The 25610-nt window shown below is 44.4% G+C and carries 24 protein-coding genes and 1 tRNA gene; 18 read left to right on the top strand and 7 right to left on the bottom strand.

From position 1 onward, the window contains the following. Positions 1-1263, bottom strand: a complete 1263-nt coding sequence (gene hemA / locus JX580_RS06315) for a glutamyl-tRNA reductase (protein WP_248849711.1) — start codon at positions 1261-1263, stop codon at positions 1-3. A 267-nt stretch (positions 1264-1530) separates the two neighbouring features. On the opposite strand from hemA, the gene ectA reads away from it, so the two are divergent. The 4 genes from ectA to JX580_RS06295 all read left to right on the top strand — a co-directional run bounded on the left by ectA (position 1531) and on the right by JX580_RS06295 (position 3957). Then, positions 1531-2010: a diaminobutyrate acetyltransferase gene (gene ectA, locus JX580_RS06310; RefSeq protein WP_248849710.1), complete on the top strand. Its 480-nt coding sequence runs from the start codon at positions 1531-1533 to the stop codon at positions 2008-2010. Between the two features lie 78 nt (positions 2011-2088). Further along, complete coding sequence (ectB, locus tag JX580_RS06305) at positions 2089-3360, top strand: diaminobutyrate--2-oxoglutarate transaminase (RefSeq protein WP_248849709.1); 1272 nt, start codon at positions 2089-2091, stop codon at positions 3358-3360. Next, positions 3360-3752: an ectoine synthase gene (locus JX580_RS06300; protein WP_248849708.1), complete on the top strand. Its 393-nt coding sequence runs from the start codon at positions 3360-3362 to the stop codon at positions 3750-3752. The genes ectB and JX580_RS06300 overlap by 1 nt, the downstream gene beginning before the upstream one ends. A gap of 128 nt (positions 3753-3880) precedes the next feature. After that, a tRNA-Arg gene (locus JX580_RS06295) sits at positions 3881-3957 on the top strand. Positions 3958-4065: 108 nt separating this feature from the next. Here JX580_RS06295 and JX580_RS06290 read toward each other — a convergent pair. Beyond that, positions 4066-4599 carry a Smr/MutS family protein gene (locus tag JX580_RS06290; protein WP_248849707.1) on the bottom strand — a complete coding sequence of 178 codons (534 nt, stop codon included), beginning with the start codon at positions 4597-4599 and terminating at the stop codon, positions 4066-4068. Positions 4600-4647: 48 nt separating this feature from the next. Between JX580_RS06290 and surE the strand changes: the two genes are divergently transcribed. Genes surE through JX580_RS06270 form a run of 4 tightly spaced genes read left to right on the top strand, consistent with a single transcriptional unit; the run spans position 4648 to position 7387 of the window. Then, positions 4648-5406 (top strand): 5'/3'-nucleotidase SurE, encoded by a 759-nt coding sequence (gene surE, locus JX580_RS06285; protein ID WP_248849706.1) that lies wholly within the window; start codon positions 4648-4650, stop codon positions 5404-5406. Continuing rightward, positions 5394-6101: a protein-L-isoaspartate(D-aspartate) O-methyltransferase gene (locus JX580_RS06280; protein WP_248849705.1), complete on the top strand. Its 708-nt coding sequence runs from the start codon at positions 5394-5396 to the stop codon at positions 6099-6101. The genes surE and JX580_RS06280 overlap by 13 nt, the downstream gene beginning before the upstream one ends. Continuing rightward, entirely contained in the window at positions 6098-6679 is a 582-nt protein-coding gene (locus JX580_RS06275; RefSeq protein ID WP_248849704.1) for a YqaA family protein, read from the top strand. The genes JX580_RS06280 and JX580_RS06275 overlap by 4 nt, the downstream gene beginning before the upstream one ends. 6 nt (positions 6680-6685) lie before the next feature. Continuing rightward, positions 6686-7387, top strand: coding sequence for a LysM peptidoglycan-binding domain-containing M23 family metallopeptidase (locus JX580_RS06270; RefSeq protein WP_248849703.1), 702 nt, complete (start codon positions 6686-6688; stop codon positions 7385-7387). Positions 7388-7390: 3 nt separating this feature from the next. Here JX580_RS06270 and JX580_RS06265 read toward each other — a convergent pair whose 3' ends face one another. Then, on the bottom strand, positions 7391-7780 hold the full coding sequence (locus tag JX580_RS06265; protein WP_248849702.1) for an Mth938-like domain-containing protein: 390 nt from the start codon (positions 7778-7780) through the stop codon (positions 7391-7393). Positions 7781-7954: 174 nt separating this feature from the next. Between JX580_RS06265 and alaC the strand changes: the two genes are divergently transcribed. From alaC to thrC, 5 genes are all read left to right on the top strand, one after another. Continuing rightward, positions 7955-9154, top strand: coding sequence for an alanine transaminase (gene alaC / locus JX580_RS06260; RefSeq protein WP_248849701.1), 1200 nt, complete (start codon positions 7955-7957; stop codon positions 9152-9154). Between the two features lie 3 nt (positions 9155-9157). Continuing rightward, positions 9158-10465 (top strand): homoserine dehydrogenase, encoded by a 1308-nt coding sequence (locus tag JX580_RS06255; RefSeq protein WP_248849700.1) that lies wholly within the window; start codon positions 9158-9160, stop codon positions 10463-10465. Positions 10466-10558: 93 nt separating this feature from the next. Further along, positions 10559-11917, top strand: coding sequence for a magnesium transporter (gene mgtE / locus JX580_RS06250; RefSeq protein WP_248849699.1), 1359 nt, complete (start codon positions 10559-10561; stop codon positions 11915-11917). 10 nt (positions 11918-11927) lie between these two features. Further along, positions 11928-12932 carry a hypothetical protein gene (locus tag JX580_RS06245; RefSeq protein WP_248849698.1) on the top strand — a complete coding sequence of 335 codons (1005 nt, stop codon included), beginning with the start codon at positions 11928-11930 and terminating at the stop codon, positions 12930-12932. A gap of 112 nt (positions 12933-13044) precedes the next feature. After that, positions 13045-14517: a threonine synthase gene (gene thrC, locus JX580_RS06240; RefSeq protein WP_248849697.1), complete on the top strand. Its 1473-nt coding sequence runs from the start codon at positions 13045-13047 to the stop codon at positions 14515-14517. Positions 14518-14619: 102 nt separating this feature from the next. Here the strand turns inward: thrC and JX580_RS06235 are convergent, their stop codons facing one another. Then, entirely contained in the window at positions 14620-16386 is a 1767-nt protein-coding gene (locus tag JX580_RS06235) for a single-stranded-DNA-specific exonuclease RecJ (protein ID WP_248849696.1), read from the bottom strand. Between the two features lie 66 nt (positions 16387-16452). Further along, positions 16453-16707 carry a hypothetical protein gene (locus tag JX580_RS06230; protein ID WP_248849695.1) on the bottom strand — a complete coding sequence of 85 codons (255 nt, stop codon included), beginning with the start codon at positions 16705-16707 and terminating at the stop codon, positions 16453-16455. A gap of 74 nt (positions 16708-16781) precedes the next feature. On the opposite strand from JX580_RS06230, the gene JX580_RS06225 reads away from it, so the two are divergent. From JX580_RS06225 to JX580_RS06215, 3 genes are all read left to right on the top strand, one after another. Beyond that, on the top strand, positions 16782-17549 hold the full coding sequence (locus tag JX580_RS06225) for a hypothetical protein (protein WP_248849694.1): 768 nt from the start codon (positions 16782-16784) through the stop codon (positions 17547-17549). Between the two features lie 189 nt (positions 17550-17738). Continuing rightward, the gene (locus JX580_RS06220) at positions 17739-19232 is read left to right on the top strand and encodes a SulP family inorganic anion transporter (protein ID WP_283103570.1); all 1494 of its coding nucleotides are present in this window, start codon (positions 17739-17741) and stop codon (positions 19230-19232) included. After that, entirely contained in the window at positions 19233-20099 is an 867-nt protein-coding gene (locus tag JX580_RS06215; protein ID WP_248849693.1) for a universal stress protein, read from the top strand. A 57-nt stretch (positions 20100-20156) separates the two neighbouring features. Here JX580_RS06215 and JX580_RS06210 read toward each other — a convergent pair whose 3' ends face one another. Then, on the bottom strand, positions 20157-20789 hold the full coding sequence (locus JX580_RS06210) for a DUF5610 domain-containing protein (protein ID WP_248849692.1): 633 nt from the start codon (positions 20787-20789) through the stop codon (positions 20157-20159). A gap of 160 nt (positions 20790-20949) precedes the next feature. Here JX580_RS06210 and prfB point away from each other — a divergent pair. Beyond that, positions 20950-22045 (top strand): peptide chain release factor 2 gene (gene prfB / locus JX580_RS06205; protein WP_248851889.1). Its coding sequence is split into 2 segments (ribosomal slippage): positions 20950-21021 and positions 21023-22045, totalling 1095 coding nucleotides; the frame shifts between segments, so codons are not numbered across the junction. Positions 22046-22066: 21 nt separating this feature from the next. Next, positions 22067-23575, top strand: a complete 1509-nt coding sequence (gene lysS / locus JX580_RS06200) for a lysine--tRNA ligase (protein ID WP_248849691.1) — start codon at positions 22067-22069, stop codon at positions 23573-23575. Positions 23576-23624: 49 nt separating this feature from the next. Here the strand turns inward: lysS and JX580_RS06195 are convergent, their stop codons facing one another. After that, the gene (locus JX580_RS06195; protein ID WP_248849690.1) at positions 23625-25547 is read right to left on the bottom strand and encodes a diguanylate cyclase; all 1923 of its coding nucleotides are present in this window, start codon (positions 25545-25547) and stop codon (positions 23625-23627) included. Positions 25548-25610: the final 63 nt, after the last annotated feature.

Here is a 25610-nt window from a genome sequence, read left to right as displayed (position 1 = left end):
TTAACGACTTTCCTTGTCGAATAATAGTTGTTCAGCCATTTCAATCAAGTCTTGTTTGCCGGCAATACCGGCTTCATGTAGTTGATGGCTGGGTGTATGAATCAGTTTATTGGTTAATTGATGAGCGAGTCGGTGAATGACTGCTTCAGGTTTTTGGCCGAGGGCTAATTGATGCATAGCCTGTTCTAGCATTTGTTTTTTGATCATGTCGGCTTGATGACGGTAGGCACGAATAAGCGGATTAACACATTGAATCGCTTGATATTGACACATAAAACGTTCAGCTTGCATCTGGATAATGTCTTCTGCTTCACTGGCCGCATCCTGGCGAGAACGTTTGTTTTCAGCAATAATTTCTTGAAGGTCATCAACGCTGTAAAGGTAAACATCTTCAAAATCATTAATGCTGGCTTCAATATCACGCGGAACCGCAATGTCAACCATAAACATGGGCCTATGGCGACGTTTTTTGAGTGCTTTTTTGACTTGATCGCGTTTAATTAATTGGGTAGGGCTCCCAGTAGATGCGATCACCATATCGGCTTCATGCAGGTGCTGCTCAAGCTCGTCAAGTTCAATCGCATAGCCACCTAGCTGTTCAGCTAAAGCATGGGCTCGATTAAAAGTACGATTGGCTATCACAATGCGTCCAATGTGGCTTTCATGCAGGTGGCGCGCCACAAGCTCGATAGTTTCACCGGCGCCAATGAGCAACGCGGTTTGTTGTGATAGATCACCAAAAAACTGTTTAGCTAAGGATACGGCGGCAAAAGCAACTGAAACCGGGCTTGAACCTATCGCGGTGTCGGTGCGGACTTGCTTAGCCGTGCGAAACACATGTTGAAAAAGGTTTTCAAGCGTATGGTGAACACTTTCTGTTTTGTGTGCGAGGTTGTAAGCATCTTTAATTTGCCCCAAGATTTGCGGCTCACCGAGTACGAGTGAATTTAAACCACTCGCAACACGCATAATATGCGTTACCGCATTAATATCTTGATGCAGATAAATGTAGGGTTTCAGACTTTCGTTGGTTAAACAAAAGAATTGGTGAAGCCAGTCAATCACCGGTTGTGCTTGGCTGTTCTTAACCGTAAAGTAAATTTCAGTTCGATTGCACGTCGATAAAATAATACTTTCCGCGACAAGTTGTTGATCTTTCAATTCTTGCAGTGCGCTAAACACCCTATCTGCGGTAAAAGATACGGTTTCTCGGATATTAACCGGAGCGGTTTCATGATTCACACCCAAAGCAAAGAGGTTCATGCGATATTTAATGCCGTTTCGAATTGAAAATTAAAGGCCGTGATTTTAGCCGATTTTGCGTTAATTAACAAAACATCATTTTTTATGTAACCAAAAGTTGATTTGAAATCAGGGTTGGATCTATGTTAGGGTAAAAAAGGTTTAAACGAAACAATTTAATTGGCGCGGCTAACTTAGGCCGCCGAATTTAAATAAAATTATTATGAAGGAGCGTTTTTGGGTGTTTCATCTTGCTTAACAAGATGGCGTTAAAAACACAAAACTGTTATGAATATCACTATCAGACCCCCTTGTCTTAAAGACGGTGCGGCTATAACGCGATTAGTCAAAGAGTCGCAAACGCTGGATGTGAACTCCAGTTATCTTTATTTCTTGCTTTCAGATCATTTCTCTCAAACCTGTGCGATCGCTGAGGTTAATAATCGTGCGGTAGGTTTTGTCACCGCTTATCGATTACCCGATAACCCAGACGTGTTATTTGTTTGGCAGGTCGCGGTTGACCCAGCTATGCGTGGGCAAGGTTTGGCGATGCGCTTGTTACAAAATTTGGCAGCGCGGGATTGGTTTGATCAGATACGAAAGGTGCAATGCACGATTTCACCCTCTAACCAAGCGTCGAATGCCTTGTTTTTTAAATGGGCTAACTCCTTGGGTGCTGAACTGCAGATCACCGATTACCTTACAACTGATCATCTAGGTGACGGTCACGAAGCCGAGCCTTTAGTCAGTTTTTCAATTCATCGTTAATTTATTAGTTTGATTTCGGCTTGAAGCTTATTGGCTTCGAAAACCATTTTTTTACAATAACAATAAGGAACATATTAAATGGATATTTCACTTTTTGATCAGTATGAATCGAATGTAAGAGGGTATATTCGCTCATTCCCTACGGTGTTTGATACGGCAACCAGCGCGACGATTGTTGATGTTGAGGGCAAACGCTTTATCGACTTTTTTGGTGGCGCAGGCTCGCTAAACTATGGACATAACCACCCCTTAGTTAACCAAGCCTTGATTAACTATATTCAACGCAACGGCATTACCAATGCGCTTGATAAAGCGACCGTTGCCAAGCATGATTTTATCGAAGGGTTTCAAAACATCATTTTGAAACCGCGTGGTTTTGATTACAAAATCCAGTTTGTTGGCCCAACGGGGACTAATGGTGTGGAAACCGCGCTTAAATTGGCACGTAAACTGAAGAAGCGTTCAAATGTCGTGGCATTTACCAATGCGTATCACGGCCATTCGTTAGGCTCTTTGGCGGTAACGGGCAATGAGTTTTATCATGATGACTATTATGGTGTGCCGCAAAACGTTACCAAAATGCCGTATGACGGTTATTTTGACCATGAAATGGATAGTGTAGATATGCTACGCCATTATCTTAAAGATGGCAGTTCGGGCTATGACTTACCGGCAGCGATTATTGTGGAGTCGATTCAGGGCGAGGGCGGGATTAATATCTCGCGTGTTGAGTGGTTGAAAAAACTTGAAAAGGTCTGTAATGAGCTCGACATTATTTTGATAATGGATGAGATTCAAGTGGGTAATGGCCGAACTGGCGATTTCTTTTCGTTTGAGCGCGCGGGCATTAAGCCGGATATCGTGACGGTTTCCAAGTCGATTGGTACCGGGTTGCCAATGTCGATTGTATTAATGAAGCCAGAAGTGGATGTTTGGGAACCGGGTGAGCATACCGGAACCTTCCGTGGTAATAGCCACGCGTTTATTGCTGGTGCGGCGGTGCTTGAGCTATGGCGTAATGATGATTTTAGTGCCTCTATTCGTGCTAAAGGCGCGCAGGTCGAGAAAACCTTTAGGGATATTCAAGCGCAGTATCCTCATTATATTACCGATGTACGTGGTTTGGGCATGATTTGGGGCATGGAATCTTTAACCGAGGGCTTCTGTAACGAAGTGTCGCGTCAAGCGTTTGAACGCGGGTTGATTATGGAAACCGCCGGTGCGGCGGATCAAGTATTAAAGTTCTTGGCACCGTTGGTGATTAGTGAAACCGAATTAACCGAGGGGTTTGAAATCCTACGTGAAGCGGTAGCCGCCGCGGTAGAGAAATTTGAAAAGGAGAAGGCATAGTGATTATCAAGCGTTTAAATGAGGTAATCGGAACCGATAGAGATGTTAAAGCCGAAAACGGCAACTGGGTAAGCCGTCGCTTGTTATTGGCGAAAGAGGGTATGGGCTTTTCGATGCACGATACCACGATTTTTGCCGGTACAGAAACCTATATTCATTATGCTAACCATTTAGAGGCGGTATATTGCGTCGCGGGTGAGGGTGAGATAGAAGACCTTGAGAGCGGTATCACTACTCAGATTGAAGATGGTACGCTTTATGCGCTGAATGGCCATGAGCGTCATTATCTTCGCGCCCGCAAGGATATGCGCATGGTGTGTGTGTTCAACCCACCCGTGACAGGGCGTGAAGTGCATGATGAAAATGGTGTATATCCGTTAATTACTGAGTAAGATAATTAAATCAATGAGTTATAGTGTATGCAGTGTTGGCTTGTTAAAAAACCTTTAAAAAAAGTTAAAAACTTTTAAATAGTCGCTTGACACCTAGCCTCATATCTCTATAATACGCACCAAGTTAAGCGCCTGTAGCTCAGCTGGATAGAGTACTCGGCTACGAACCGAGCGGTCAGGAGTTCGAATCTCTTCAGGCGCGCCACTTTTCAAACCCTAGGTTAATTATTTAACCTGGGGTTTTTTGTTTTCAGAGCTTGGTATTTGGCCTTAAACCAGGCCTGGTTGTTTATCTCACGGCTAATAGCTCAGGCTACTGGGCCTTAATCAGAACATAGACTGCGCCGACGCCGCCGTCCTTTTGCGTGGCACTACAGAAGGCGATCACTTCCGGTAAACTTCTCAGCATCCGATTGACTAAATTCTTTAGAACCGGAAATGAGGTGTCTGAGTTATAACCTTTACCGTGGACTACTAAAAGATAGCGATATTTTTTTAAATAACTTTGGTGAATGAACTGGCTTAACCTTAGTTCTGCGCCTTCTTCTGTATAGCCGTGAAGGTCTAAACGGCCTTGTATAGTGAACTCGCCTTTACGAAGGCGTTTTAAGTCTTGGATTCTTAAGCCCTTGCGGTAATTAAGGAGGTTTTCATGGGCGTTGACTGAATCGGTATACTCAATTTTGGCTTTTTGTGGGGGTATTTGATATTTATTTTCAATAGCGCGTTTTGTCGGGGCTTTGGGTTTAGTTGCAACGATTTCAACTTTTTTTTGTTTAATAAGTGGGCTGACACCAACAAGCGCTTCTTTAAATAGTAATTTATCTTCTTCTGTAACCTTAGACACTTTATAATTCCATAGCAAATAAATATGATTTTAAAGGATTGATAGCCTATGCGCATCCTGTTATCGAATGATGATGGATATTTAGCTCCAGGTATTCGTACGCTTTATCAGGCGTTGAAGAATTTTTCAGCGGCCGATGAGTTAGTGATGATTGCGCCGGATCGTAATCGAAGCGCTGCGAGCAACTCATTGACTTTGCTTGACCCACTCAGGACGCAAGACCACGGGGAGGGTGTTTATAGTGTCAATGGCACGCCAACCGATTGTGTTCATCTGGGTATTAATGGCGCGTTGGCTTATCGCGCTGACATGGTTATATCGGGCATTAATGCCGGAGCTAACATGGGGGATGATGTGCTCTATTCCGGTACGGTTGCAGCAGCAACGGAGGGGCGCTTTCTGGGCAAACCCTCGATTGCGATTTCTTTGTGTGGTGATCAGCATTTTGCAACCGCTGCAGAAATATTAGTTCGTTTACTGGATGATCTTCATTTACAAGATTTAGATACGAATACCATTATTAATATCAACGTACCCGATATCCCCCTGTCTGAAATTAAGGGTATTAAGGTGACTCGACTCGGAAAACGCCATGCTTCAGAGCCGGTAGTTAAAGCGGTTGACCCTCGTGGAGGGGCTATGTTTTGGATTGGTCCGGCAGGCTGTGCAGCGGATGCCGGTGAGGGCACGGACTTCCATGCGGTCGAAGCAGGTTATGTTTCGGTGACCCCTTTGCAAATTGACTTAACGCATTACGCGATGCTTGAAAAAATGAGTCGTTGGGTTGCAACCAAGTGGCAGAATTAGATCTAACCCAGAAACCCATTTACCCTAACAGCCTGTATGAGGCTGCGCAAGGGGTAGGGCTAACTTCGCAACGCAGTCGGGATCGTTTGGTTAGTCGTTTATTAAGTAATAAACAATTAGACATTGAGGTTCTAAATGCGATTCGAGTTACCCCACGACATTTATTTATGGATGAAGCCTTAGCTAATCGTGCTTATGAAGATACGTCTTTGCCAATTGGTTATGGTCAAACCATTTCTCAGCCGGGTACGGTGGCGTTAATGACCAGTTGGGTTAAGCAAGGGTCGCGCTCGCTTAATCGAGTACTGGATGTCGGAACCGGTTCAGGTTATCAGGCGGCCATCTTATCTCTAGTCGCAAAACAGGTTTATAGTGTGGAGCGCATTGCGCCCTTGTCTTTACGTGCTCAGTATTGTTTAGATCAACTGGCGGTACGTAATATTCGTTTTACGCTGAGTGATGGGCATTGGGGGTGGTCGACTTTTGCACCCTATGATGCGATTGTCTGCGCAGCCGCTCCCGATTCAATTCCCGAAGCTTTAGTGGAACAATTGGCAGAAGGAGGTCGATTGGTACTCCCGGTGGGTGAAAAAGAACAGTTGCTTACTGGCGTTGAAAAAACCGCCACCGGCATAAAAACAATCACACTGGGTGTAGCGGTTTTTGTTCCGCTAGTCAAAGGAAGGTTAGATTGAAATTATTTGCTCCCCTATATGATATGACCCTACGTTGGGCAGCCCATCGGCATGCTCCGCGTTACTTAGCCGGTATGAGTTTAGCAGAGTCGTCTTTTTTTCCGATTCCGCCGGATGTGATGTTGATGCCTATGAGCTTGGCTCGGCCTGAGAAAGCGATGTATTTAGCATGGATTGCTACGTTTTTCTCAACCTTGGGCGGCGTTTTGGGTTATTTGATCGGTATGTTGTTGTTAGATGCAGTCTGGCCGTTGATTGTGTCAGCGGGCTATGACGCTAAATATCATCAAATTGTCGAGTTTTTTGAGGCCTATGGGGTATGGATTGTGTTTGTCGCCGGTTTCAGCCCCTTGCCTTATAAAATGTTCACCATTTCAGCCGGTGCCACCGGGATGGCATTGGTTCCGTTTATTATTGCCTCATTTATTGGTCGTGGCGCACGGTTTTTCTTAGTTGCCTGGTTAATGAAAATTGGCGGGCAGCGTTTTGAACCGCTTATTCGTAGATGGGTAGAATGGTTGGGCTGGTTATTCGTTGCGTTGGTAATCGGTTATATCGCCTATAAAACCCTGGGCTAGTTTCTAATGGTTAAGTTTTTTGGATTCCTTTTCGTTTTATTATTTTTGACGGCCTGTGGGCAGCCGCCGAGAGACTATTTAAAACCCGGTTCGACCACACAATCGAAATCGTCTGAACGAGCTGTAACAGCGGATCGTCGTTGCGAGGGAACATCTTATCGTGTTCAACGCAATGATACCTTGGGCGAAATTGCACTGCGTTGTGGGGTGAGAATGAGTGAGTTAGCCGCAGCCAATGAACTGCGTTCGCCCTTTGTGATCTATCCGGGGCAAGAGCTAGTTATTCCACGAAACGTGGCTGAATTGTCTGCGGCTAATCAGCTAAATGCCAGTCGATTGAACTGGATTTGGCCTGTTGAATCGCCCAGCGAATACCGCTACCTATTAGATACTCAGGGAATCCAGGGTCTAGAAGTTTATGCACAAATCGGTACCTTGGTTCGGGCGGTGGCAGACGGTGAGGTTGCATTTGCTGAACATTCCTCTGGTCCGTTAGGGGCAATGATTATGATACGTCATGCAGATAATTTTCTATCAATTTACGCACATAACCAGCTTTTAAGAGTTAAGCAGGGTGATTCGGTTAAAGCCGGTGATGTGATTGCGCACTTAGGGCAGTCTGGTCGAGCAGAAAGGCCAAAGTTGTATTTTGAATTACGACAAGATGGCCGTAAAATCTCTGTTGAGCCATTTTTCGGTCGCCCATAAGGGTTAATTTTGTAATGGCTTGCTTTCAATAATTAAACCAACAACCACTTCACGTTGCTCGGTTGTCAGAACATTGTAGGTTCGACATGCAGCAGCATTGTTCATTACTTCCAGACTGACGCCTTGACGAGCACAGTAGCCAAAAAGCTCAGCAGGAGGGAAAACCTGAGTGTCTCCTGTGCCAAGTATCAATACTTCAGGGTTTAAATCAAGCAGTTGCTGAATATGGTCTTGATTGAGTGTTTGAATCGAGTCCACAGACCATTCTGGTTTTAGTGTTTTCTGCGTAATAATACAGCTCTGTGTAAGCTTCTTTTGGTTTACTTCTACCAGGCCTGGTTCATAGTGACGAATTAAATTAATATTTGGATCAAGATGTTGTGTGAATTTCATAGGGTTTCTCTTTTTTATGATGGAATTGGCTATTTAAAGTCATATTTAACTTAAATTCAATTGACCTATTCAATAGATTCTGTATGATTTGCAGGTTTAATTGTCGTCTTTTTTCCGCGATAAACCAAACTATTTTTAACCCGCAATTATTGCAGTAATCTTGAAGGCCTTTTCGTGACTAGCGAATTTCAAAGAATTAAACGTTTACCGCCTTATGTATTTAACATTGTAGGTGAACTCAAGGCGGATGCGCGCCGCCGTGGTGAAGATATTATTGACTTCGGCATGGGTAATCCTGATCAAGATACCCCAAAACATATTGTCGACAAAATGATTGAAGTGGTGCAGCGTGAAGGCACCCATCGTTATTCGGTATCGCAAGGTATTCCGCGTTTACGCAAAGCGATTTGCAACTGGTATAAAACCCGATTTGATGTGGATTTAGACCCGGATAAAGAAGCGGTCGTGACCATCGGTTCCAAAGAAGGCTTGGCGCACTTGGCTTTGGCAACGGTTGAACAGGGCGATACGGTGTTAGTTCCTAACCCGGCCTATCCGATTCATCCCTATGGTTTTGTGATTGCGGGAGCGGATATTCGCCATGTTGAAATGTCGCCGAATGTCGATTTCTTTGAAGAGTTAGAAAAAGCGATTCAGGATTCTTGGCCTAAGCCTAAAATGCTGGTGTTAAATTTCCCGGGGAATCCGACAACGCAAACGGTCGAGTTGGATTTTTTTGAGCGGGTGATTGAGATTGCTAAACACCACAATATCTGGGTTATCCATGATATTGCCTATGCGGATATCGTGTTTGATGGCTATGTAGCGCCATCGATTATGCAGGTACCAGGCGCGAAGGACATTGCGGTCGAGTTTTACACCCTATCCAAGAGTTACAATATGCCGGGCTGGCGTGTAGGTTTTATGGTGGGGAATCCAACCTTGTGTCATGCGCTTAAGCGTATGAAGTCTTATTTGGACTATGGCACCTTTACACCGATTCAGGTTGCGGCGATCACGGCCTTAGAGGGACCACAGGATTGTGTTCAAGAGATTTGCGATATGTACCGTGTGCGTCGTGATGTGTTATGTAGCGGTTTAAATGCAATCGGTTGGGAAGTTGAACCTCCTAAAGCCACGATGTTTGTGTGGGCTCCGATCCCTGAGGCTTACCGTGAAATGGGCTCAATTGAATTTTCTAAAAAGCTTTTGATTGAAGCAAAAGTGGCCGTGGCACCCGGTATAGGTTTTGGTAATTATGGCGATGGCCATGTTCGTTTTGGATTGATTGAAAATGAACATCGTACGCGTCAAGCTATTCGCGGCATTCGTGATATGTTTAAGAAAGACGGCTTGATTCAACCAAAGGAGTAGGGTTTGAAATCGATTAGATTAGGACTATTAGGGCTAGGTACAGTAGGTGGCGGTCTAGTTAAAATTTTACAGACAAGCGAACATGATCTAGGTCGTAAACTAGGAAAAAAGCTGACTGTCCAAACAATAGCAGTGCGGGATTTAACCAAGCCTAGAGCAGTCGATACAAAGGGTATCGCGCTGACAGAAGATCCGTTTAGTGTGGTCAATGATCCAAATGTCGATCTAGTGGTCGAGTTAATGGGCGGCACCACGCTGGCACGTGACCTAGTTGAACAAGCCATTAAAAATGGTAAACATATCGTTACGGCCAATAAGGCATTGATTGCGCTCTACGGAAATGAGTTGTTTGCATTAGCCGAAAAGCACAGGGTTCAGATTTATTTTGAGGCTTCGGTCGCGGGTGGTATTCCAATTATCAAGGCCTTGCGTGAAGGTTTAGCGGGTAATCAAATAGATTGGTTAGCCGGTATTATCAACGGCACGGGTAACTATATCCTGACTGAAATGAAAAAGCCTGATGCGGACTTTGCTAAGGTTTTAAAAGATGCTCAGGATTTGGGCTACGCTGAAGCTGACCCGACTTATGACGTTGAGGGCATTGATGCTGCGCACAAACTCACCATTTTAGCGTCAATGGCGTTTGGTATTGAATTGAGTTTTTCTCGTGTTTACACGGAAGGTATTAGTCAAATCACGGCTGATGACGTGCGTTTTGCCAATAGCTTTGGTTACGAAATCAAACATCTGGGTATAGCAGCGCGTACCGATGAAGGTTACTCTTTAAGAGTTCATCCAACTCTAGTACCCAAAACCGTGTTACTAGCGGATGTAAATGGGGTGATGAACTCGGTATTAGTGCACGGTAACCATGTGGGCTCAACGCTTTATTATGGTCCGGGTGCCGGAGCCGGAGCGACCGCCAGCGCGGTAATGGCCGATATAATTGACTTAGCGCGTGGCTGGGATGCACCTTATGAAATGCATGTGCCCGCACTAGGCTATCATGCGGATCAGCTTGAACAAAACGCGAATATTTTAAACATTGATCAAATCAACACTGCATTTTACTTGAGGTTTTTGGTGAAGGATCACTCTGGAGTTTTAGCGCGTTTGTCACAAACTCTAGCGGATTTTGACATCAGTATAGAACACCTGCATCAAGATCCAATGACCGAGGGGAACTTAGCCTTGGTGGTCATGACGACTAATGTCGTCAATGAAGCGATACTTAATAAAGCGATGGCGGTTTTAGAAGGCTTGGAAGATGTGGAAGGAAAGATTACTAAAATACGTATAAGTGATTTCTAACCAGGCCTGGTTTTCTGTTTTAAAAAACCGAGTCGCCAAAAGCGCTCGGTTTTTTTATTAATTCGATAAATCTATTTCCCAAAAGGAACATCTATGAATAATGAAGAAAAAATCCAAACATCTGAAGATCAATTGCTTTATTTACAGCAGTTAATTGATCAAGAAGACAAAGCGGCTTTGATTGCCTTTTTTGCTGATCAAGAAGTACTTGAAATAGCTCATATTCTTGAATCTTTTCCTATGAAGACGCGACACTGGCTCTGGGAATTGATTCCTGAGGCTTTCCTAGGTGAGGTATTGGCAGAAGTTGATGAAAATATTCGTTCCGAGTATCTTGAAAACTTAACAGCTAGCGATGTTCAGCAAATTGTTCAAGGTCTCGATGCGCAAGAGATTGCTGAAGTTCTAGATGCCACCGATGATCACATTAAAGATCAGGTTTATTCCAGTCTGGATGAAGATATTCGTGCCCAAGTCGAAGTGCTACATGCCTATGAGGATGGTGTAGTTGGTCGTTACATGGATCCAGAAACTGTTAATGTAAAACAGGGGGTGTCGTTAGAGGCAGTCCAGCGTTATATCCGCATTCATCATTTACTAGATGATGAATCGCAAGAGATTATGATTACCGATAAAGAAAAACGCTTGTTAGGCACCTTGTCGCTGGTAGATCTAATTAAGTATCCACAAGATGCGCTTGTTGATGCCTATATGCATGCCCCTTTTACTTTAAATGATCAAATGAAGGTGGCAGATGCCGCGGCGTTGTTGCGCTCGAAAGAGTTGCACTTTGTGCCGGTGGTGGACAGTGACGGTTTGCTTGTGGGGCAGTTAAACGCGGCAGATGTTTTGGAAATTACACAAGATGATGCCGATGCCACTTTAAAACACATGTCGGGCGTGAGTGACGAAGAAGAAGTATTTACACCCATTATGCGCAGTGCGAAAAGCCGTGGCGTTTGGTTGGGGATTAATTTAATGACCGCGTTTTTAGCCGCCTCGGTGATTGGCCAGTTTGAAGCGGTGTTAGACCAGATTGTGGCCTTGGCAATTTTAATGCCGGTGGTGGCGAGTATGGGCGGTATTGCTGGAAGCCAAACCTTAACGGTGGTTATTCGTGGCTTAGCATTAGGACAAATCGCCGGAAGCAACACCCGCTGGATCTATAACAAGGAGTTATGGGTCGGCATGAGTAACGGGTTTGTTTGGGCCTTGGTCGTAGGCTTGATTGCGCAGTTGTGGTTTGGCGAGCCGATGATTACTTTAGTTATTACGCTGGCGATTTTTATTAACATGAGTGTGGCGAACATCTCAGGGGTACTGATTCCACTGGTTTTGAAAAAGCTAAAAATAGATCCAGCTTTATCGGGTGCGGTTATTTTAACCACCATTACCGATGTGGTCGGTTTCTTGTCTTTCTTGGGTTTGGCGACCTTGATTATTTTAAACTAGGATGGATGTCATGAGTCATGCTGTTACGATTTGGCTAAGAGGCTTAGCAGGCAAAAAACTAACAAAAGCGAGCATAAATCATGCGTCCTTGGCCAAATTACTTAAACGGGCAGACAGTTATCCGATTAAAGCCGGTGGATTTGAGGCGCGAGCGAGTCATTTGTTTCATCAATCGACTGCCATTCCGCACGCCGTGTGCAGTGCACAGGTTGAATTAGCCGAAGCCAATACTGATGTGTTTTGGCTGAGGGTAGATCCGGTACAACTTATTCCTGATCGTGATACCTTAGTACTGATTCCACCGTCTGAATTAGCCTTGACAGAGCTGGAATCCAAATCGCTGTTAGAGGCATTCAATCTACACTTTAAACAGGATGGGGTAGAGCTGGTATATGGTTCTGCCTCGTCTTGGTATTTGTCGGTGCTTCAAGTGGTAGATATTCAAACGACGCCGTTGCGTGATGCGGCGTTTCACAATTTACAGGGATTATTTCCACAAGGACATGCCGCCTCGCATTGGCGTAAGCTGATGAATGAGGCGCAAATGTTGTTTTATAATCATCCGGTTAATCTTGCGCGTCGTGAACGCGGAGCGCCTGAAATCAATAGTATTTGGTTATGGGGCGAGGGTTTACTAGACACGCACCAACTCGTGCCTAGGTCTCAGGCTAAAATCTGGGGACAGGGGGCTTATTTAGAAGGTATGGCGCACTTAACTCAGGCGCATTTTTCGCCCTTGCCAAAAGATTACCAGGCCTGGTTTAGCGAAGCTGAAGAGTCACAAACGATCAATCAGCATTTGATCGTATTAGATGTTAGTCAACAAACCGATGCGGATGAGGTTTTGGCTTTATTAGAGTCTAATTGGTGTGAGGGGTTATTGACAGGACTAAGCACTCATCAGCTCCATTCAGTCTATATTGACCTAGATTTAAAGGATGGTTTTTTACTTGAGCCGGGGTATTTAAAACGTTTTTGGCGCTGGCGCCATCCTTTAGCATCTTATTGCAGTTAATTGAATAACACGAAACCTGCTATAATCTTACTCATTTACTGAGATTTTTTATGGGTTCCAGCGACTCCAGCAAAGGTCTCTTACTTTAATTTTGTTTTGAAAGGTTTGTCTGATGAATTTTATTGAAACCCGCGGTAATGATGGTCAGTTCCCACTTGAAGTGACCTTCTCTGAAGCCATATTAAATCCTATGTCCTCGTTTGGTGGGTTGTACTCACCAAAATATTTACCTCAACTGGGGGCGGATTTTTTAGCCAACCATATCAATTCAGACTATAAAACCCTAGCCAAGGCCATTTTGAACAAGTTCGAAGTGGATATTGATGAGGCAGTGATTAACCAAGCACTGTCGTTGTATGATGCGTTTGATGATAGCAATAATCCGGTTCCGGTTGTTAAGGTCTATGAAGACCTTTATGTGAGCGAACTGTTTCATGGTCCGACACGGGCATTCAAAGACATGGCATTACAACCCTTCGGTACAGTTTTATCTGCGGTCGCGCAGGCTCGTAACGAACAGTTTTTGATTTTGGCCGCGACCAGTGGTGACACCGGACCAGCAGCATTAGACACCTTCCGCAATAAACCTAACGTTCAGGTCGTTTGTATGTATCCTGACGGCGGAACATCCGATGTTCAGCGCTTGCAAATGGTAACAGAGGATGGCAAAAATTTAAAAGTGATAGGTATTAAAGGTGACTTTGACGATGCGCAATCGGCATTAAAACGTTTACTGACCTCGCCGGTATTCCGTGAAACCCTGAGTAAAAAAGGAATACAGGTCTCAGCCGCCAACTCGGTAAATTTTGGCCGAATTATTTTTCAGACACTTTACCATGTTCACAGCTACTTGGAACTGGTACGCCAAGATGCGATTAAACTCGGTGACAAGGTTTACTTAAATGTGCCAAGCGGTAACTTTGGTAATGCGCTGGGGGGTTATTATGCGCTTAAGATGGGTTTACCGGTAGAACAGATTTTAATTGCTTCGAATAATAATAATGTTCTGACCCGTTTTATTAACGAAGGGGTCTATGATTTACGCGACAGTCAAGTCATCCCGACCAGCTCACCGGCGATGGATATTTTGAAGTCGTCAAATATTGAACGGATCCTGTTTGATTTGTTTGGTGCAGAGCGAACTAAACAACTGATGCTGGCTTTAGATCAAGATAAATATTATCGGTTAACTAAAGAAGAGTTGAGCCAGGTTCAGGCGATTTTTGCTGCTGATTTTTGTTCGGATGAAGAGGGACAGGCCTATATTAAACAGGCATACGATGTGGGTTATTTGATGGATCCGCACACAGCAACCTGTTTTAAGGTGTATGAAACTTCACGCAAAAACCCCACGCTAAAAACCATTGTGTACTCTACAGCAGAGTGGACGAAGTTTTCCCCCATCATTGCGAAAACACTTTTTGGCGGTGAGTTAACGGCGGATGTCAATGCATTAAAACGCATTGCAGAGCAGGGGAAGGTTGTTATTCCTCCACAGATTGCGAGTTTATTGACCAAGCCGCAACTACAAGATAAGGTGATTGCAAAAGAGCAGATTGAAGAAGAAATTGTTAGGAGTTTATAAGGCGATTTGCATCTATCAGCGCTTTACTAACGTCTCTACAGCTCGAAAAATAGCAGCATAGAGTGGGTTCAATACTGCAAACAGGGTATTGAACCTCAAGGCTTAATCGAGTTTATAGGCATGTTGAAGCATGAGTTGTAAGCTGTCTTTGTTCATATAACGATTGATTTTTGGTTGAAATACGCAATAAATCCAGTCTTCGTGCAAAAAAGGAAGGGGTGAATCAGGCTGAGATAAGGCGCCAAAATAAACAGCTTTAACAGTAAAATTGGCGTTTTCGGGTATCAGGGTCAGTGACAAGTGGGTTTGGGTTTTTCCAATTACTTTCAAATCAATAATTTTAAAGCGCCCTTCAAATTGTGGCTGTGGCCATTCGCGACCATAGGGTTCTAGCTGTTCTAGCTGAGAGATGAGGTCTAATCCAAGTAGCGCTGCATCGAGTTGACCATCGGTTTCAATGACTGGGCTTGGGATCGCATCGCCTAATTGCTGCTTTACGGCCTGTTCAAGTAACTCGGCAAAAGCTAGGTAGTCTTCTCGTTTAATCTGACATCCGGCAGCACCTTTATGGCCTCCCTTGGCGATAAAGATACCCGGTTGTTGGCTTTCAATTTGATTAAAAGCTTGGATTAGGTCGATTTCAGGCACCACCCCACGGCCACTTCCCGCTAGTGTGCCATCATTTAAGTCAGTCATCGCCACGGTTGGCAAGCCATATTTTTCACCGATTCGACTGGCAATAATACCTTGAATTCCGGCATTACCTTCCAGTGCAATCGCTAAGCTGAAGCGTTCTGGGTGGTAAAGTTCAGCCGCCTTGTCAAAAGCCTGTTGCATCATGGCTTCCTGCTGTTGCCGACGTTCTAAATTATCAGCTTCAAGCTGAGCAAGGTGGTGCTTGGCTTCTTCAAGATTATCGGCATTTAGAAAATGAAACGCGCTGGTGACATCATTGACGCGACTTGCGGCGTTAATGCGTGACGCAACATGAAAGGCTAGAAATTCTGCGTTGTAGGGTAAGTTATTATTATCGTTAAACTGACGAAATGCCTGCCAAGTCGGTTGATCAAACTGGTTAATCTGCTGGAGTCCAGCCAGAACGATAGCTCGATTATTTGGGCTTTTTAAGCTTACACTATCTGCAATGGTGCCTAATGCGACATGGCGAGTCAGGGCTTTTAAGCTGGGACTATCAGCGGGAAGGATACCACGTTGAATCAAAACCTGACGCACTTGCGTCATGACCAAAAAAATAACGAAGCAGCCTGCAATAGTTTTGTCATACTCGCAATCGCTCTGCTGTGGATTGACAGTACAGCTAGCACTGACAGGCGGTCCGTCTTCAGGAATATTATGGTGATCTGTAACGCAGACGCGAATGCCGGCTTGCGCAAGTCTGGCGATGCGTGGTTCATCGCTTGAGCCTTGATCGGCTGAGATGACAAGATTGACGGGCTGCTCTAGGGCTAAAATCTGGTCACACATTTCATCGGTGATTCCGTAACCGTTTTTACGTTCACCGATGAGATGAATTAAGCGTGACTTTTCAACCTTAAAGTAATCAAGTAGAGCACGATGTGCGACCCATGCTGAGGTTACCCCGTCGGTATCGTAATCCGTTGCTAACACAATCACGCCTTGGCTTTGAATCGCATCCGCGATGAGTTCAGCGGCTTGTTGTGCATTTTTAAGCTGGTTGGGATGTTGTAAATATTTAAGTTGTGGAAACAGGGTTTCGTTTAGACGTTCGTTTGAGTCAAGCCGCTGAGCGACCAGTTTGGCCTGCAGAGGGGTAAGACCCAATGAAAGTGCGGATTCGTAAACGTTTGAGTTAAAAGAACGTTGAACAATACGGGGTGGTTTTATCATGCTAGCGCCAAACATTTAATTTTAATGCTTGGCATTTTAACAGACTGGGGTTAGATGGGGCGGCTTTCATCCATTTGAAGTCATCATCGCGCGCACCACCTCCGGATCAGGAAATGCAAAAACATACATGGTGGCAAAGATCAATAAAAACACTGCGCGCGTCGGGCCACTAAAACGGATGACCGGGTGGGCTAAAACCGCAAATCCAACCGCACTAACTAAAGAACCCCATGCGCCAAGCGTCAGCGCCATCAGTGCGGCTAAAGCACCCAGCGCCATCACATAGTAATGCCAAGTAAAAGGCGGGCGAGGTTTGTCCATTGCGTCTCCTATAAAAGCTGTTTAAACTGTTGGTTATCGATGGTTACATTTTAAAGCAATACAGGAAAAGAAAAATGATTAAAACAGTTGTTGTTGTGGGTTTAGGTGAGTTAGGCAGTGTGTTTGCACGTGGTTTTTTGAAATTGGGTTATAGTGTGGTGCCTGTGAATCGTGGCGATTCCATGCAGAAGCTTGTCGGGTTGGTCAAGCCTGAAGCGGTGGTGATCGCGGTGGGTGAGGCGGATATTCATTCTTTGTTGACCGAGGTACCTGATGAGTGGAAGCAAAAGGTGGTACTTATACAAAATGAGTTGTTACCAAGGGACTGGCGTGCCCATTCATTTGATCGCCCAACGGTGATTTCTGTTTGGTTTGAAAAGAAAAAAGGCATGGATTCAAAAGTGGTGATTCCGTCACCGGTTTTTGGTCCAAAAGCCTCCTTGGTTTCTGAAGCCTTAGCAACACTGGGTTTACCGAGTTTTATTGTTGAAACTGAAGAAGCCTTGGAGTTCGAGCTGGTTCTCAAGAACTTATATATCCTAACCACTAATATAGCGGGTTTAGAAGTAGGGGGCAATGTAGCTGAGTTGGCACAACATCATACTGAGTTAATGAATAATGTGGCTGAAGATGTGTTAAAAATCCAGGATTGGTTAACCAACCATCAGCAAGATCGGGTTAAATTAATGGCCGGCTTGAAAAAAGCGTTTGAAGGTGATCCACAGCATCAGTCTATGGGGCGTTCTGCACCGATAAGGTTGCAGCGTGCGTTGGGTTATGCGTTAGAAGCAGGCCTGGTGGTGAATCATTTGCGTGCAATTGCTGATAAACACTTAAATTAATTTTAACTTCGAGCAAGCCTGTTCTCTCTGGGCAGGCTGTTTGTAATTCTAATTCCCTTACTCTATAATTCGCACAGTTCTAAATATATTTTTTAACTTACTTTTTCACGTTAAGTTCATTATCTTGTAAAATCCTCCCTTTAAGTATTTGATTTATAGATAAAAACTTATAATTATTCCGGATAGGCTATGTTGTTATCTCAAAAAAAGAAAGACTGGTTGGGCAATGTCCGTGGTGACGTGCTAGCCGGTATTGTTGTTGCCTTGGCGTTAATTCCCGAAGCGATTGCCTTCTCGATTATCGCCGGTGTTGACCCTAAAGTCGGTTTGTATGCCTCGTTTACGATTGCGGTGGTGATTGCGATTGTCGGTGGGCGTCCGGGTATGATTTCAGCCGCGACGGCCGCGACCGCCTTGTTGATGATTAACTTGGTAAAAGACCATGGGTTGGAGTATTTGCTCGCGGCTGGGGTGTTAGCCGGGATCTTACAGATTTTGGCAGGTTATCTGCGGATGGATCGTTTTACCAGTTTTATTTCACGTTCGGTGATGGTCGGTTTTTTAAACGCCTTGGCGATTTTGATTTTTATGTCGCAATTACCTGAGTTAACCAATGTGACTTGGCATGTGTATGCTCTTACGGCATTCGGTTTGCTGATTGTCTATTTGTTTCCATATATCCCCAAAATCGGTCAGATGATTCCCTCGCCTTTGGTGGTGATTATTGTGTTAACCGCATTGGTGTTGGCGATGGGAATTGATGTCCGAACGATTGGTGATATGGGCGATTTACCGGATTCGATTCCAGTGTTTTTAATTCCGGATGTCCCGTTTAATTTAGACACCCTATGGATTATATTGCCCTATTCGGTCGCGATTGCGATTGTGGGGTTGTTAGAGTCATTAATGACCGCACAGGTGATTGACGAGATGACCGATACCGATTCTGACAAGGCGCGTGAATGTAAGGGTCAGGGTGTAGCAAATATTGCGTCCAGCTTTACCGGCGGTATGGCTGGTTGTGCGATGATCGGTCAATCGGTGATTAACGTGAAGTCCGGTGGACGAGGGCGGCTTTCAACCTTTGTCGCTGGGGCGGCATTATTAGTCTTTGTGGTGTTTGTGTCGGACTATTTATCCTTGGTGCCGATGGCGGCCTTGGTGGCGATTATGATTATGGTGTCGATTGGTACCTTTAGCTGGACTTCGATTCCTGAAATGCGCACCAACCCGTTTTCAGCGACCATTGTGATGCTGGCCACGGTGATTATTACCGTCTGGACGCATAACTTGGCGTTTGGCGTTATCTCAGGTGTGGTGATCGCTGCCTTGTTTATGGCCTATCGCATGACCCAGTTTATGGCGATTGAAAAGTCGTATGACGAAGCGAGCGATACGCGAACCTATACTGTGGTCGGTCAGGTGTTTTTTAACTCAGCCGATAAGTTTATTGGCCATTTTGATTTTAAAGAAGCGGTGGACAAGGTGGTGATTGACGTTCATCGCGCTCACTTTTGGGATATCAGTGCGGTTTATGCCTTGGACAAGGTGGTGATTAAATTACGCCGTGAAGGCGCTGATGTTGAGGTGGTGGGTTTGAATGCGGCCAGCGCCAGTCTAGTTGATAAGTATGCGGTGCATAATGATCCGAAAAAAGTCGAAAAACTGATGGGGGGACACTAAATGGAAGCCTTAGAACAAAAGTGGGTCATGGCCTGTATTGATGGTTCAACGATGACGAATGCCGTGGTCGATACCGCCGCTTGGATTGCGCAGAAAGTGAACTCACCGCTAGAGTTAATGCATACTATTGAACATGGGTTGTTATTGGACAAGACAGATCGTTCTGCTAGTTTTACACCTAATATGCGCGAAAATTTGATGCTAGAGCTGTCTGAAGAAGAGCGAACTGAAAGTAAGCGTTTAATTGCTGAAGGCAAGCAAATGCTTGAAACACAAAAGCAGCGGTTAAAAAATAAGCTATCTAAAGAAATAATCACCAAACAACGTCATGGTGATTTGTCTGACGCCTTGCAAGGGGTTGAGAATGAAATCCGTGTATTGGTGATTGGTCTGCGCGGTGAAGACCATGGTAACCAAGAGCAAGCGATAGGCGCGCAGTTGGAAGCGACCATTCGTGCTTTGCATAAGCCGATTTATATTGTGAACGGGGCGTATGTCGAGCCTAAAAGTCTTATGTTGGCGTATAACGATACTGATGCGGCACGTCAGGCCTTAAAGTTTGTTTGTGAAAGTCCTCTGTATGCTGAGATGGAAATTCATCTAGTGCATGTGAATGACAAATCATCTATTGGACAGCCTATTTTAGAGGCAGCGGAAGTGGCGTTAAAGCGTTCAGGGCGGCATTACAAAACCGCCTTGTTAAGTGGTGATGCACAAACGGCATTAATTAACTATCAAGCGACTCATGATATTGATTTAACGGTGATGGGCGCGTTTAGTCATGGCGCGTTGCATAAACTGTTTTTTGGTAGTTTTACGCTAAAAATGTTGATGCATAGTCACAAGTCTATGTTATTGATTCGTTAATTGTGAAATAAACTGACCATTAAAAGGTCAGTTTATTTTTACTTCGTAACCATCCGTTTATTCAGATTTTGATGTCAACCCCATTTTTTCCATTTGCTGTTCTCTAAAGTCTTGCAATCCTTTTTGCGCCAACTCATAGGTTTTTTCAGCGTTGTCTTTGACACTGCCTTCGAAAACGCCAAAGCCTTTTAGCATATCGGTGGCATCTTTGAAGCCGGACTCAATTCCCCCCCCAATGACGCTCAAGAAACGATCGAGCAGCGCTTCACCTTCAAGGTTAGGGTTGGATTGTTTAAAGGCTTCGAAAAAAGCAGTGGTGCCCTGAACGATTCGACCGGCGGTATTTTCAGGCGACCAGTATTCCATGCCGCCTTGTTCAGCTAATTTTTCGGCACTAATCGCGTTAGGTCCCAAATCAGCTTCAAGTGCTTGGTTAATTTTATCTATGGCTTCTTGAAACAGGATTTTTAATGCGTTTTGATCCTTGGGTGCACCCTCACCAAATAGGTGTTGAATAATACTGGCTTGAGCTTGGATTTTTAAGGTTTCTTTTGAAGCTTGTTGCTCAACACCGCCAATTTCAACTTTTAGGCCTTGCTTGTCTTGAGTTTGTTTTGACTTAGTATTTGTCTCAATGGGTGTATTGCGTTGATAGGCATTCGCACCTGAATCAATCGATTGAATGGGCATGGTACTCTCCTGTTTCTGGTGGCTTGGAAGCTTTAATTATAATTTTAATCTATTTTACCTTCGTATCAATTAAGTTATCGGCCGGACAGACGTAATCCTTTAGGACAAAATAACCGAAAAGTGCTATGATTCGCGGTTTAAATTTTGATGTGAAATGGATATGGAATTAAACCCGATTTACAATCGAATTGAAGATTATAGCGCCCGAAGTCAAGTGCTTAGGGGGTATCTTTGACTATGAGAGCAAAGCCGAGCGTTTAGTGGAGGTTGGGCGAGAGCTTGAAGACCCTAAAATTTGGGATAATCCTGAACGTGCGCAAGCCTTAGGCAAAGAAAAGGTCCAGCTTGATAAAATTGTCGGCACGCTGGATGACTTGGCCGGTGGTCTAGAGGCCTGTAAAGAGTTACTTGAAATGGCTGAGGCAGACCAGGATCAAGCGATGGTTGATGAAGTGGAAACCGAGCTGAAGGATCTGCAAGCCAAGCTAGATGAACTTGAGTTTCAACGCATGTTTTCCGGTGAGATGGATGCCAATAACTGTTACCTTGAAATTCAATCTGGTTCAGGTGGCACAGAGGCTCAAGACTGGGCCAGCATGTTATTGCGGATGTATTTGCGCTGGATTGAAGACAAGGGCTTTAAAGCCGACGTGCTTGAGGTGTCGGATGGCGATGTCGCCGGCATAAAAGGTGCGACGATTCATGTAGTGGGTGACTATGCTTATGGCTGGATGCGTACCGAAACCGGGGTGCATCGTTTAGTGCGAAAATCACCGTTTGACTCAGGCAATCGTCGTCATACCTCGTTTGCATCGGTATTTATCTCGCCAGAAGTCGATGATAACGTCGAGATTGATATTAATCCGGCCGACTTGCGGATTGATGTGTATCGCGCCAGTGGTGCCGGTGGTCAGCACGTTAACAAAACCGAATCTGCCGTGCGTATCACCCACTTGCCAACCAATACCGTGGTGCAATGTCAAAACGGGCGCTCGCAACATCAAAACAAAGATGAGGCCTTTAAGCAGCTACGTGCGAAACTTTATGAGCTGGAGATGCAAAAGCGTAACAGCGAAAAACAAACGCTAGAAGATTCGAAGTCCGATATCGGCTGGGGCAGTCAAATCCGCTCTTATGTATTGGATTCCGGTCGAATTAAAGACTTGCGAACCGGGGTTGAAACCGGAAATACCAGCGCCGTGTTAGACGGTGATCTTGATCAGTTTATTGAAGCCAGCTTAAAAGCCGGTTTGTAATTTATTTAGCTAGGAATAAAAATGTCAGAACAAAATACTGCCCCTGAGTTAGACGAAAACAAAATTATTGCTGAACGTCGTGCCAAACTAGACGGTTTACGTCAAGCCGGTCAGGCCTATCCAAATACCTTTCGTCGTGATGTATTGGCGATGGATTTACAAAACGAATATGGCAATAAAACCAAAGAAGAGTTAGCGGCGATGGAGCCGGTGCGTGTTAAGGTCGCGGGTCGCATGATGTTGCGTCGAATCATGGGCAAAGCCAGCTTTGCAACGCTGCAAGACATGTCTGGCCGTATTCAGGCGTATGTAATGCGTGATGAATTACCGGAAGGCTTTTATAACGAGCAATTTAAAAAATGGGACTTAGGCGATATCGTCGGGGTGAGTGGCTATCTGTTTAAAACCAATACCGATGAACTCTCTATTCATGTAGAGTCGATTGAATTGATTACCAAGTCTTTACGCCCATTGCCTGACAAGTTTCACGGATTACAAGACCAAGAAGTGCGTTATCGTCAGCGCTATCTTGATTTGATTATGTCAGAACAAAGCCGCAAAACCTTTGAAATTCGTTCTAAAGTGATTCACGGTATGCGTGAGTTTTTTGTGCGTAAAGGTTTTATGGAAGTTGAAACACCGATGATGCAAGTGATTCCTGGCGGTGCTTCCGCCAAGCCGTTTGTTACCCATCATAATGCCCTTGATATGCCGTTGTTTTTACGTATTGCGCCGGAACTTTATCTCAAGCGTTTGTTAGTCGGGGGCTTTGAAAAGGTATTTGAAATCAATCGTAACTTCCGTAACGAAGGCCTATCGACCCGCCATAATCCCGAATTCACCATGGTTGAGTTTTATGAAGCTTATGCCGATTATATCGACATGATGGATTACACTGAAGAAATGTTCAAAGAATTGGCGCAAATGGTGTTGGGTTCGGGTGAAGTGCCGTATCAAGGACAAGTTTTCCATTTTGACAAGCCGTTTGCACGCATTACGATGAAAGATTCAATTGCGCTTTATAACGAGGGTGTAAAGGCTGAAGATTTGGATGATATTGAATATTGCATTTCGTTAGCGGAAAAACTCAAAATAGACATCAGGCCTGGTTATGGTTTAGGCAAAATTCAAACCGAAATCTTTGAAGAAACCGTTGAGCATCGTCTAATGGATCCAACTTTCATCACCGAATACCCGGCAGAAGTTTCACCTTTAGCGCGTCGTAACGATGCCAATCCGTTTGTAACCGATCGGTTTGAATTGTTTATCGGTGGCCGTGAATTGGCGAATGGTTTCTCGGAACTCAACGATGCCGAAGATCAAGCCGAGCGTTTTATGGATCAGGTTCGTGCGAAAGAATCGGGTGATGATGAAGCGATGCATTATGATGCGGATTTTATCACCGCGCTCGAACACGGCATGCCACCGGCAGCGGGGCAGGGAATCGGTATTGATCGTTTAGTCATGCTATTTACCGATGCAGCCAGTATTAAGGATGTGCTTCTATTTCCGCACATGCGCCCAGCGTAAAACAATTTGTTATCCGGTATTAGCCAAGCCCTGTAAATGCAGGGCTTTTTTATAGGTTAGATTTGTAAATTTCTATACGATTGCGCCCAGCATTTTTTGCTTGGTAAAGGGCTTTATCGGCATAAGTGAGTGCAGTTTCAATGTTTTCGCTTTTAGCATTCAGTTCAACCATTCCAAGACTCACGGTAAACTTAATTTGCAGTTGATCAACCTTAACAACATGCTCACTTACATTATGACGAAGTCGCTCGGCAAGTATTTTGCCATGATAAAGGTCCGTTTCTGTAAGTAATATTACAAACTCCTCACCGCCAAAACGACCAAAAATATCAGTTTTTCTTAAATTATTTGACATCAGATGTGCAAAATCTTTGAGTACTTGATCACCAATAGCATGACCGTATTGATCATTAATCGATTTAAATTTATCCAGATCCGCCATAATTAGTATGGCTTTGGTGTGGTGGCGTTTTATTCGGTTGAATTCATTCTGAATATTTTCTAGCAGATAGCCTCGATTTGGTAAACCGGTCAATGAGTCAAATCGAGCTTGATTTTCCAATTGTTTTTGCAAATTTTTTAATTCTGTGATGTCTTGAAATGCAATCACAGAGCCGCTTATTTTGTTTTTTTCATATAAGGGGGTTACAACCAAGCTGACAGGAAAGCCTTCGCCATCAGCGCGGAAAAACCATTCTTCTGACCTGCGCACTTGACCGTCTTCTGTGGTTTTTTGTATGGGGCATTCATCTTGCGGATAGACTTTACCATTCGGATAATGGTGATGAAACATATCATGTTGATTTTTGCCTAATACCTGTTTTTTTTCGGTTAAACCTAGCATTTGGAGTGCGGCGGGGTTGATAAAGATACATTTTCCATCTCGGTCTGCACCATATACGCCCTCGCCTAGGGTCGATAATAGTCGCTCAAAGCGTGCATGTTCTGCTTTTTCTCGCTTTAACGCGGCGATCACAAAAAAAGTGAACAAAATACTGGCAAGCACACCGCCCAGTAAAAGCCAATATATATTGCTCCAACGTTGCCAAGTATCTGCAAAGGTGAAGTCAGGCGCTTGGTCAAAGGGCGGCAGCCTAAGCGCTCTTGCAAGTTCTTCAACTGTAAAATAATCAGCAGGTATAGTAAAACCATAAATACCCGCCTTTTGCGCGGCAGGGTGCTCAGGTTCAAGTGAGAAAAGTGCTGAAGCGAGATGACGAACTGCTCGCTCCTCAACATGTTGAAGCGCAAAAATAGGCCATTCCGGATAGAGCCGAGTGGACACCTGGTGTTTAAAATTGGGATGAGGTTGAGGTTGTAGCACCTTAATCAAGTCAGCCGGAATGCTATGTTGTTGGATAAGTGATTCGAGAACACCGTCTCGAATGAAGCCGGCATCGATTTGTTTGCTAATGACGGCATCAACCACCGCCTGATGGGTGCCGAGTTCGATAAAACTAACTCCTTTGGTTAGGTTTATGCCGGCTTGGTGCAATTCATAGGCTTGAGTTCGATAGCCGCCCATATTAAATTTAGAAGGAATGCCGATGCGGCGATTTTTTAGGTCGCTGATGCGGTTAAGGTCAGTTCGTTCGGACAGAGTAATAATTGCTCCACCTAGTTGATAGACCGGCTCGCCTTGATGGGATTCAACTAAGGTTGCGATGGCACCAGATACATTAAACTGCTGTCTAGCTAGTAAAAAATGAGTCGGGTTGGTCGCAACGATATCAATCTTGCCAAGTCTAATGGAATCAAGCAATTGCTCATGCGGCAGTACATGGAGTTTTAGGTATTCGTCTTGAAGTTGCTGGTTCAAGTAGTCCACGATCGGTTCAAATTTATCTCGTGTGGCGTCTTCGCCTAAAAAGCTAAATACACCAAAGTTAAGCGTTTTTTTATCGCTTGCAGAAAGGGGGTGGCTATAAAACCAAGGCAGAAAAATTATAAATAGTTTAAGAATATATCTCATTGCGAAAGCCTTACAGATCTCATTATTAAAGTATAAACTAAAATGATAAAAAAGACTTAGTAA

The sequence above is a fragment of the Thiomicrospira microaerophila genome (genome assembly GCF_023278225.1).
Taxonomy (GTDB): Bacteria; Pseudomonadota; Gammaproteobacteria; order Thiomicrospirales; family Thiomicrospiraceae; genus Thiomicrospira; species Thiomicrospira microaerophila_A.
This window is presented reverse-complemented; position numbering and strand designations above follow the sequence as displayed.